The 10889-nt window shown below is 39.8% G+C and carries 4 protein-coding genes; 3 read left to right on the top strand and 1 reads right to left on the bottom strand.

All coding sequences use genetic code 11. From position 1 onward, the window contains the following. The first annotated feature begins 198 nt into the window (after positions 1-198). Entirely contained in the window at positions 199-7431 is a 7233-nt protein-coding gene (locus DHW03_RS07805) for a T9SS type B sorting domain-containing protein (protein ID WP_109925205.1), read from the top strand. A 567-nt stretch (positions 7432-7998) separates the two neighbouring features. Here DHW03_RS07805 and DHW03_RS07800 read toward each other — a convergent pair. Further along, on the bottom strand, positions 7999-8871 hold the full coding sequence (locus DHW03_RS07800) for a transglutaminase-like domain-containing protein (RefSeq protein WP_109925204.1): 873 nt from the start codon (positions 8869-8871) through the stop codon (positions 7999-8001). Between the two features lie 43 nt (positions 8872-8914). Here DHW03_RS07800 and DHW03_RS07795 point away from each other — a divergent pair, with 43 nt between their 5' ends. Both DHW03_RS07795 and DHW03_RS07790 read left to right on the top strand, forming a co-directional pair. Continuing rightward, positions 8915-9697, top strand: a complete 783-nt coding sequence (locus tag DHW03_RS07795) for an O-methyltransferase (protein WP_109925203.1) — start codon at positions 8915-8917, stop codon at positions 9695-9697. Position 9698: 1 nt separating this feature from the next. Further along, on the top strand, positions 9699-10370 hold the full coding sequence (locus DHW03_RS07790) for a DUF1345 domain-containing protein (protein WP_109925202.1): 672 nt from the start codon (positions 9699-9701) through the stop codon (positions 10368-10370). Positions 10371-10889: the final 519 nt, after the last annotated feature.

Genomic DNA, 10889 nt, shown 5'->3' with positions numbered 1-10889 from the left:
CGTTTTATTAGTATATGAGGCCATATCGGTCATTTTTGTATGATTTAACTTATAAAAATGATTAATAAAAAAGTTTGGTGTAGTAGTCTTTATTTTATATAATTGCAAAAGTTATATTATATATATGTATGTTTAACTTATATAAAAAACATATTTATGTATGAGTAATAATACGTAATTAAAAACCATTATTAGTTTATGAATGACATTATCCGCTTGGGTAAAACCCTCATGATTATTGCCTTTCTAATGTGTGTTGCCTCCTTTTCAAAGGCAGCCAATTATCATTGGAATGGCAATTCTAGTTTCGTTGTTAAAAGCAATTTGAAAGCCCCCTCAAAGGCACATTTGAGCAAAAATCGATCGAGTGCCTCATTTGTTAAGAAGGCATTAGTGGGAAAAACGATGTTTTGGATTGGAGGTGGTGGAAATTGGAATGATCCCGAGCATTGGAGCTTCACCAGCAAGGGTACCTCAGCAGGTCGTATCCCTACGGATGAAGATGATGTGGTATTTAATTCAGGTTCATTTGGTCGTATTGCTGGTTATGAAATAAACGTTGCGAAGGGGGGTACTTGCAGAAATATTACTTTTGATGATCCAAAATTTGAAGCCATTTTGTATAATGGAACCTTAAACATTACTGGAAGTGCGAATTTTACTGGTGCCAGCAGAATCCTTTCGAATTTGAATTTTTCAGGTACTTCGAGTCATACCATTACATCTGGTACAATCTGTATCTTCGATTCTAAGAGCATAACTTTTTCAGGATCTGGAAGCTATACTCTTCAAGATGACTTTAGATGTGGACAAACAGCCGGATATTCAACCATAATCAATCATAATGCCGGTACCTTAAATACCAATGGCAAACTTTTAAAAGCAAGTGCTTTTAAGAGCAATTCTTTCCCTATTGGTACGTCTCGCGCGCTAAACATTTCCAATTCTACTATTGAACTTACTGATCAAAATGCATGGAATTTAACTAGACTAAATTTAACCAGTTTCAGAGTTGAGAATTCACTAATTAGGATAACTGCACCTGACGGATTATTCAGTACTGTTCAAGGTGATAATAATGTAAATACTACGGCAATTGCTTATGGCGATGTGAGTTTTACCGCCAAAACGGGTACTGCCAATTTGATTTCAACTTCAACAAGTGCCTCTTTCCTTGACGTTAGCTTTGCTAGTAACGCTAAGATTGAGCAAGGTACATCCACAAGTTCTATCACTCAGAATTATTACCTTACAGAAGGCGATACTTACACATTTACTGCTGGTGCAACTTTCAGCATTCTGAATGCCATCAATACGCCCAAATCTGCTTGTGGCAATCAAGTTCGTATTCAAAGTTCTATCCCAGGTTTGCAAACCAATCTTAAAAAAGACGCTTCACCTTTTACCATCGTTTCTGCTAATTTAACAGATGTAAACGTCGTAGGTTCAATACTCAACGTATTCAATGGCTCTAGCTTGGGTAATGTAACCAACGCAAAATTTGATAATGCAAATCCAGTTTTAGCTCTTAGCAGCAGCAGTGCAAGCACAACTACTTGTATTAACAAGGCTATAACGCCGATAACTTATAATGTAAGCAGTGCCATAACAGCGAGTGTAAGTAACTTGCCTGTTGGCGTAAAAGGAGTTTATACTGGAGATAACTTGACCATTAGCGGTACACCAATATCAAGCGGTTCATTCACTTATACGGTAACCGCTACAAATGGTTGTTCAACAACTACAACAACCGGAAATATTACAGTTAACAACGAGCTGTTAACCTTGACCAGTGGCACGGCTTCTCAAACCGTTTGTATCAATACGCCAATTAAAACGATAAGCTATTTGGTAAGCAACTCCACTAGTGCAACCGTAACTGGTTTACCAGAAGGGCTAAAAGGCCTATTTAGTAATGGCAATTTCACCATAAGCGGAACGCCAACAGCAAGCGGTACATTCGATTATATGGTAACCACGTCTGCGGGCTGTTCTCAAGCTACAGGTAAGATAACGGTTAATGCCGATCTAATCACTTTAACCAGTACCTCAGCTTCTCAAGTGGTTTGTATCAATAAGGCGATTGCCCCAATTTCTTATTCAATAAGCAATGCCACTGGTGCAAGCATAAGTGGTTTACCAGCAGGAGTTAAGGGTGTTTTTAATGCGGGTAAGTTCACGATAAGTGGCACGCCAACTGCAAGAGGCACATTTGATTACGCAATAGTCACAACGGGTGGTTGTAAATCTGCTAGCGCTACAGGTAACATAACGGTTAACGCCGATTTCATAACCTTAGCGAGTGGCACTGCCTCTCAAATCGTTTGCGTGAATACGTCGGTTAGCCCGATTGTTTATTCAGTAAGCAATGCCACAGGCGTAAGGGTAACTGGTTTGCCGGCGGGCGTACAAGGTGTTTATACTGCGGATAATTTCACCATTAGTGGCACACCAACATCAAGCGGTAGTTTTGCTTATACAGTCCTCACCACAGGTGGGTGCTCATCAGCAAGTTTGAAAGGAACAATTAATGTTACACCAAGTGCGGCATTATCACTGAGCGTCGGATCGGCCTCACAAACGGTTTGTATCAATAGAGCGATAAATAACATCACCTATAGCTTGAGCAATGCAACGGCTGCAACCGTAACAGGTTTGCCAGATGGTGTCGCAGGCATTTATGATGCATCTAAAGCTACGTTAACCATCAGTGGCACGCCAACTTCAAGCGGTGCTTTCCCTTATACAGTAAGCACGATAGGAGGCTGTTCATCTGCGAGTTTGACTGGAAATATTAACATCACACCAAATACGACATTATCACTGAGCATGGGGGCGGCTTCCCAAACAGTGTGTGTCAATAAACCGATAAGTAACATCATCTATACCTTAAGCAATGGCACTGGTGCAATCGTAACTGGTTTGCCAAATGGCTTAGCCAGCACTTACGATGCTTTGCGAGGTGTTCTGACTATTAGTGGTACACCAGCGACAAGTGGTACATTCGATTATGTGATAACTGCCTCAGGAGGCTGTTTAGGGGCAACGGCTACCGGTAAGATAACCGTTAATGCCGATTTACTAACCTTGACTAATGGATTAGCCGATCAAGTGGTGTGCGTCAAAACGCCAATAGAAACTGTAACCTATTCGGTAAGCAATGCTTCAGGTGCGACAGTAATTGGCTTACCAGCGGGAGTTAAGGGGGTATATAGTGCTGGCAATTTCACAATTAGTGGCACACCAACATCAAGCGGTACCTTCCGTTATACAGTAACTACAACAGGCGGCTGTTCTTCAGCAAGTTTGACAGGGAAAATCGATGTTACAACAAATGCCACATTAGCACTCAGCAATGGCACGGCCTCTCAAACAGTGTGTATCAATAAAGCGATAAACAGCATCACCTACACCGCAAGCAATGCCGCAGGGGCTACGGTAACTGGTTTGCCAGAAGGCATAACCAGCATATATGATGCATCTAAAGGTACCCTGGCCATCAGTGGTACACCTACATCAAGCGGTTCCTTCACTTATTCGGTGAGCACTATAGGCGGCTGTTCATCAGCTAGCCTAACAGGAACAATCAATGTTACGCCAAATGCAAGCTTAACCTTAAACAGTGCGGTTGAAACAAGCGCTCAAATAGTATGTGTCAATAAGGCGATAAACAACATCATCTATAGCTTAAGCAATGCAACAAGCGCAACCGTAACTGGTTTGCCTGCGGGAGTAAGAGGTGTTTTAATCGCAGGTAAACTAACCATCAGCGGAACACCAACATCAAGTGGTACATCCACTTATCTAGTAAATACTATCGGCGGCTGTTCTTCAGCAAGTTTGACAGGAACCATTGATGTTACGCCAAATGCAACCTTAACACTCAACAGTGGTGCGAGCACTCAAACAGCATGTATCAATAGCACAATTGCTAATATTGTTTATAAGGTAGGCGGTAGTGCAACAGGAGCAACTGTAAGTGGTTTGCCATTAGGCGTAACTGGAGTTTACAGTGAGGGTGATTTTACCATCAATGGCATACCTACATCAAGCGGTAAGTTTGATTATACTGTAAGCACTACCGGTGGTTGTTCATCCGCTAGCCTGAAAGGAACACTTAATGTTTCACCAATTGCAACATTAACATTAAACACTGCGGTCGCAACAACCGCTCAAACCCTATGTGTTAATAGAGCGATAAGCGGTATTATTTATAGCATAAGCAATGCCAACAGTGCAACCGTAACCGGTTTGCCAGCAGGAGTAACCGGTGCTTTCAGCAAGGGTACAATAACCATAATTGGCACGCCAACATCAAGCGGCTCATTCACTTATACAGTAAGCACCATCGGCGGCTGTTCATCGGCGAGTTTAACAGGTACAATCAATGTGAAACCAAATGCAAGGATAACACTGAACAGTAGCTCTGCGTCTCAGTCTGTTTGTAACAATACAGGAATGACGCCGATTCTTTATAGCTTAAGTAATGTTACAAGTGCAACCGTAAGTGGTTTGCCAGCTGGGATAAATGGTGTTTACAGTGAAGGAACATTTACCATCAGTGGAACTCCAACCTCAAGCGGTAGCTTTAAATATGTATTAAATGCTAGTGGCGACTGTTCAACAGTGAGCTCAACAGGCACAATTACTGTATTAAAAAGAGCAAATTTATCATTGATTAGTGACCCTACAACAAGCAATCAAGGGGTTTGCATCAATAGTACAATTACACGAATCACTTACGCCGTAGGCAATGCCACTGGCGCTAGCGTAAGTGGCTTACCAGAAGGGTTAACTGGAGCCTACAGTGATGGTCAATTCGTTATCGCTGGTATAGCAAGATCGCTCGGTACATTCGAATATATCGTGAGTTCGACAGGTGGCTGTTCATCAGCGAGTTCGAAGGGAATAATCGTTGTGAAACCAAATGCGAAGCTAACCCTGAGCAGTGGCGAACCATTTCAAACTGTTTGCAACAATACGGCAATTGCACCAATTGTTTATTCGGTAAGTGATGCCCCGGGGGCAAAAGTTAGTGGTTTGCCAGTAGGCGTAAGTGGGGTTTACAGCGATGGTAAATTTACCATTAGTGGTACACCAACAGCAAGTGGTGTATTCGATTTCACAGTAGTTAACGCGGGTGGATGTAGAACATTTGAGTTAACTGGTACACTTACCGTTACAAAAAATGCAACCATTTCATTAAACCCAGTGAACAGCGGACCAGCTTCTCAAACAGTTTGTGTCAATACTGAAATTTCACAGTTAGTTTATACCGTAACTAATGCCACTGGTGTAAGTGTAAGTGGTTTGCCAGACGGCGTACAAGGCCAATACAGACCTGGTAGATTTATCATCAGTGGTGTGCCACGAACAGTCGGTACATTCGATTTTGTAGTTGTCACCACAGGAGGCTGTTCAACAGAGGGTTTAAAAGGAACTATAGTTGTAGATCCAAATTCATCGATAAGTCTGACGAGTGGCGAAGCAAATCAGGTGCTCTTAGTTTATTCTCCAATAAAAAACATAACTTATACTATAGAGAATGCCTTTAGCGCAACCGTTACAGGTTTGCCTGCAGGAGTAAATGGAGTTTACAAAGCTGGTAAATTTACGATTAGTGGAACACCGCAATCAAATGGAACATATAATTTTAAAGTAACAACGGAGGGTGGCTGTACGAGTGAGACAGCAAGCGGATCGATCACAGTTTCGCCTAGAGCCTTCTATTGGGTTGGAAACAGCGGTAATTGGAGCGATGGCTCGCACTGGAGTGCTATCAGTGGAGGCCCAGCTTCTGGTGAAGTTCCTACTGAAAATGATGATGTGTTCTTTGACGGTAATTCATTCTCTGTGGTGGATTCTAAAGTAACCCTAATTGCTGATGCAAATTGCAGAAGTATGACTTGGAACGCTGATGCCGCAACGAAGGAACCACAATTTTTAGGCGACTATAGTTTAAATCTAAACATCTATGGCAACTTAGAATTGGCTAAAGGGATGTTATACCTACATAAAGGCAACACCAACATGCGTGGTAGTAGCCTAGCGGCTAATGGTCAGACCATTAAAACAAATGGTGCTGAACTTCCTGATACTTATTTATACTTCTACAATGGGCGTTTCGATTTACTCGATGACATTACCTTTAGCAGCTTAAGACAAATGTCTGGTCAATTTTATTCTAATGGGCATACCATGACTTCAGACGGTAAGGGTCTGGTTGAATTAGTGGCTGTAGTTGAGGACAGTAACCCTAATAGTAGATTCGATATATCAGGTTCTAAAATAATTACCGATAATTATCGCTCTTTACATAATAGAGCATTCAATTATAAAACAACCAACTCTACCATCAATACTCGTTACTTTAGTGTTACTAGCGATGATATAGATATCGTTTATAATGATGTAAACTTCTTGGGATATAAGTTAGGTTTTATAAAAACTTTCTCGCCTGCCTTGCTTTCGTTTAGAGATGTAAAGGTAGAGTTTGCAGATTTTACATTCGATGCTTTAAATTTGAGGTTTAATAACCTTACTTTACAAGCTTCTGCCTCAAATAAATTTAAACCAGCAGGAACCTTTGTAATAGACGGTGTGTTGACAGCTGATGGCACTCCATGCCAACCTACAGAATTGAGGTCAGATATCGAGGGTAGTCGATATACATTAAAATCTACGATGAAGAACTTCGATTTAAAATCCGTTCATCTAAGAGATGCAATAGCTGGAAACGGCTCTGCATCAGAGAACAAATTCTCGGGTGTAGATGGAGGTAATAACATCAACTGGACTTTTATCCGTGCATTAACCTTAACTAGTGGTGATGTAAGTACAACAGCAACTATCAATACGGCAATCACACCGATTGTTTATACAATAGGTGGTAGTGCAACAGGTGCAACCGTAATTGATTTGCCAAGTGGTTTAATTGCTGTTTACGATGAAGGTGCATTGACCATCTCTGGAGCACCAAAAAACACCGGTATATTTACCTATACGGTAAGTACTACTAATGATTGTGCTTTAGCGACTTTGAAAGGAACAATTGTCGTAAGTAAGACATCTGCAGCTGCAATTGCTAACCAGGGAAGTCAGCCTCAGTTGGCTAGTATAGCCAATACAGCGCCAAGCGTTACTTATGCTGATGACGTTAATCAGTCGCGTGCAGCCATGATTACACCAAATGGCGATGGAAAGAACGATGCTTGGATCATCGCTGATATCGAAAAGTATCCAAACAATACGGTTAGCATTTACAACCGTTCAGGTACTTTAGTTTTCAAAGCGCATAGCTACAAAAACAATTGGGATGGTACCTATAATGGTACGCCATTAAATGAAGACGTTTATTTCTATCTACTACAATTAGATGATAATAAAAAACAAGTCCGAGGTACAATAACAATTGTTCGAGAAGCTAAGTAACCATTAATGCATAAAATGGCATAGTTAGAGGGTGTTTGTGTTTGCAAACACCCTCTTTATGTTTCATATCTATTGTATAAAGCTATGCATGTAAATTTGACTGATTTTTAAACAGCCACTTTTCAGAAAGAAACTTAACGTTTTGAGTTAGTTTTTTGTGCACTATGAGATTTTTGGAAATTAGAATTTACTGTGAGTTTTGAATCATCACTCATAATCATTTATTAATCAGGAGATTACGATATTTTTATAGAATGATTTTTCTTAAGCTTAGCGGATAACAAAAAATCATTAATAATTAAGCGTGTATGCTGTAACTTGATAAATAGGTATGTTGTTGTAGGTTGTGGGAAAGCAATAATCCAAGCATTTGTTTCCCAACAGCAATTGCAATTTAATTCAAGTAAATTTTGAATACAATGGTATTCCGGCATACAATGCGATTGATAATGAGAAAGGGTGATTTTTTCTTCAAAAAAATCACCCTTTTTTAGTGTTATATACTGAAAAAGACATTTAAGACGCACACTGTTCAGCAAATATGACGCTCTGTAGCAAAAAAGCTTTTTATTCTTGATTAGATTCCGCCAAGATATTTTGGAGTTCGTTTAACTCGGAAACTTTCTCTGTAGCTCCTGCATTTTCATACGCAGAGATTAAGTTTCTAATTACCCTCCTGATAATGTCGGTATTGCTGCATGGCCTGTAATATTCTGGTAACGACTCTAAATTTAGCTGACGAAGGAATTGATCAACATCATGTTTGCCGAAAATGTTCCCTCTATTAAAGGCATTGATGTAAAAAAGAACCCCATATTCTGAGCCTTCTTGCTTGCTATCATCAATATAGCCCAAAATAAAGTGTTGGGGCAAGTTTATTCCATAAACAGGTAAATCCAACTTTTGAGCCAAGGTAGAATAAATAATGGCTAAAGAAATCTGGTTCCCTTTCTTGCTCTCTAAAACCTGATTGAGATACGAGTTTTGCGGATCGTGATGGTTTTTGGTATTCCCACCAAAGCCGTATTGTTGGTATAAAACGTGGTTGATGAGTTTAACCTTTTCAACTGAGCTCATTTCATATTGTAAACCCAGCCAAATATCACGTTTAATTTCCTCTATCTGATTGATGATCTTTTGCTCATCTAAATCTGGATATTGGTAACGGTTAATAATCATGGCGCCTTGCAACAAATCAAAAGCACCACTTAAATACCATAAGTTTAAATCCTCTTTAACTGTGTTAAACTGAATTTGATGGACAATATTCTCAATCCGTTCTTGTAAAAGTCCATCAAAGGATTGTTCCCATGCGTTTTCTAAAAAGTGAATTACCTCGCCACCATACTCAAGAAGCTTTTTCTCTACATGTTGATATACTTCCTCATCCGGATCATCAAGCAATTTAACTAAAGCACTGATCTCTGCTATATTTTCCATAAAACATACATACGTTTGCGGCGTTTAATTACTTTTGCAATATATGATAATTCAATTTATTACAGATTTTTTAAAACACCGTTTAACAGCTAAAAGCAGACACGGAACGCATTCACCATTTGTTTATCAATTAGCTGATGAGGTAATTTACGATTTTACAGACAAATCCGAATACAAAAACATCGAACTTCAGCGAAAAAAACTTTTTAATGACGATTCCATAATCACCGTTACAGACCTCGGAGCAGGTTCTCACCTAAATAAAAACAAAACCAAAAAGGTAAGTCAGATCGCAAAAAATGCATTGAAAAGTCCGCGTTTAGCAAAACTCATTTACCGCCTGGCAAAACACACAAAAGCCAAAACTGCCATTGAGTTAGGAACCTGTTTAGGCATAACAACGGCCTATCTCTCAAAAGCAAACCCCAATGCCGATATAATCACTATAGAAGGTTGCCCAGAAACTGCTAACGTTGCTAAAAACAATTTCACCGCACTCAATTTGAATAACATAGAATTGCATGTTGGTAATTTCGATTCCATCCTACCTGATGTAATTGCCAAGCAACCAACCTTAGATTTTGTTTACATTGATGGAAATCACCGCAAAGAGGCTACCCTGAATTACTTTAAATGGTGTTTGCCAAAAGTTACCGAAAATTCATTGCTTATTTTTGATGATATTTACTGGAGTGAAGGTATGAAAGAAGCCTGGGCAGAAATTAAAAATCAACCTGATGTAACCGTAACCATAGATTTATTTTGGATTGGATTGGTTTATTTTAAAAAGGGACAAGCAAAAGAGCATTTTAAATTGAAATTTTAATATGGAATTAAGGCCTAAACTCAGTAACTTCCAGAAGCTTTCTGCCGCCAAAATTTTGCTCTTAAGTTTCGCTTTTGGAATGGTTGTTTATTTAGGCGCATTTTTTTTAAAATTAGAAACTTTAACACACATCATGCTCGGTTGGGACGCTTCCTGTTTGGCCCTAATATCCACCCACTGGTACATGTTTTTTCATACAGGCGCCTCGCAAACGCATTTGAAGGCCAAGTTACAAGATGAAACCCGAACCGAAATTTTTGCCGTAGTCTTAGTTTCAACTTTCGCTGGGCTACTTGCCGTAATACTTTTGTTGCTAGATAAAAATGTCAAAGCCCTAGATTTAACCATTGCCCTATTAGGCATGTTTCTCTCTTGGTTTTTAGTGCACACCACCTTTACCATGCGTTATGCACATTTGTATTATGGCGATAGAGACACCGTTGATGATACTAAGAAGGGTGGTGGCTTAGATTTCCCTGGAGAACGTGCCCCCGATTTTATCGATTTTGCATATTTTTCTTTTGTTTTAGGGATGACTTTTCAAGTGTCGGATGTAGAAATATCTTCACGGAGATTGCGCAGACTTGCCTTGCTACACAGTATGATCTCTTTCATTTTTAATACCGTAATTGTAGCCTTAACTATAAACGCATTGGCCGGAATGAGTAAATAGCCTGTGATTTGTTTTAACTACCGATTGTTGTTTTCCCGTAATAGCGTCTTGTGCCATTGGTATTTTATCAGCATGAAATCCTGCATCTTTTTTTGGAAATGAGCAGTTCCGCTCGTTTGGCGGCTTTCAGTCCCGCTCCCGCTTCTGCCGAGAAAATCGGCATCTCGCTTTGATCGGGTTTAGGCACACAGTGTAGTGCTTTTGGGAAAACATAAATTTCCTTATAGTTAGTGCCAATTTTCTTTTATCGGTCGGTTTGTTGCCGAAACGATATGATCTAGCTTGTTTAACGTTTGGTGCATTACCAAATATGCGGGCCGATGCGGCAAGAGGAACACAAAATTGTTAGGAACAGGCCGTAAATTATAAACTCGACAGTAGCGGCAGCCCCGAGTTTTTCACGAGGGCTACAGCGAATGGCGAGGCTTCATTTGCCAAGCATTGCTAACCCGTTCATTTCCGAAAAATTAAATTTTATTCTGATTTAGTATTTTGTTGATGTTTCACTAGCCACCAAAT

This window comes from Pedobacter yonginensis (assembly GCF_003173595.1).
Lineage (GTDB): Bacteria > Bacteroidota > Bacteroidia > Sphingobacteriales > Sphingobacteriaceae > Pedobacter > Pedobacter yonginense.
The sequence above is the reverse complement of the archived record's forward strand: the minus strand, read 5'-3'. Positions and strand labels throughout refer to the sequence as shown.

What these genes read in the sequence shown, in the direction of transcription:
- DHW03_RS07805 (WP_109925205.1), top strand. Translation starts at nt 199, where the DNA reads ATGAATGACATTATCCGCTTGGGTAAAACCCTCATGATTATTGCCTTT.
- DHW03_RS07800 (WP_109925204.1), bottom strand. Translation starts at nt 8,871, where the DNA reads ATGGAAAATATAGCAGAGATCAGTGCTTTAGTTAAATTGCTTGATGAT.
- DHW03_RS07795 (WP_109925203.1), top strand. Translation starts at nt 8,915, where the DNA reads ATGATAATTCAATTTATTACAGATTTTTTAAAACACCGTTTAACAGCT.
- DHW03_RS07790 (WP_109925202.1), top strand. Translation starts at nt 9,699, where the DNA reads ATGGAATTAAGGCCTAAACTCAGTAACTTCCAGAAGCTTTCTGCCGCC.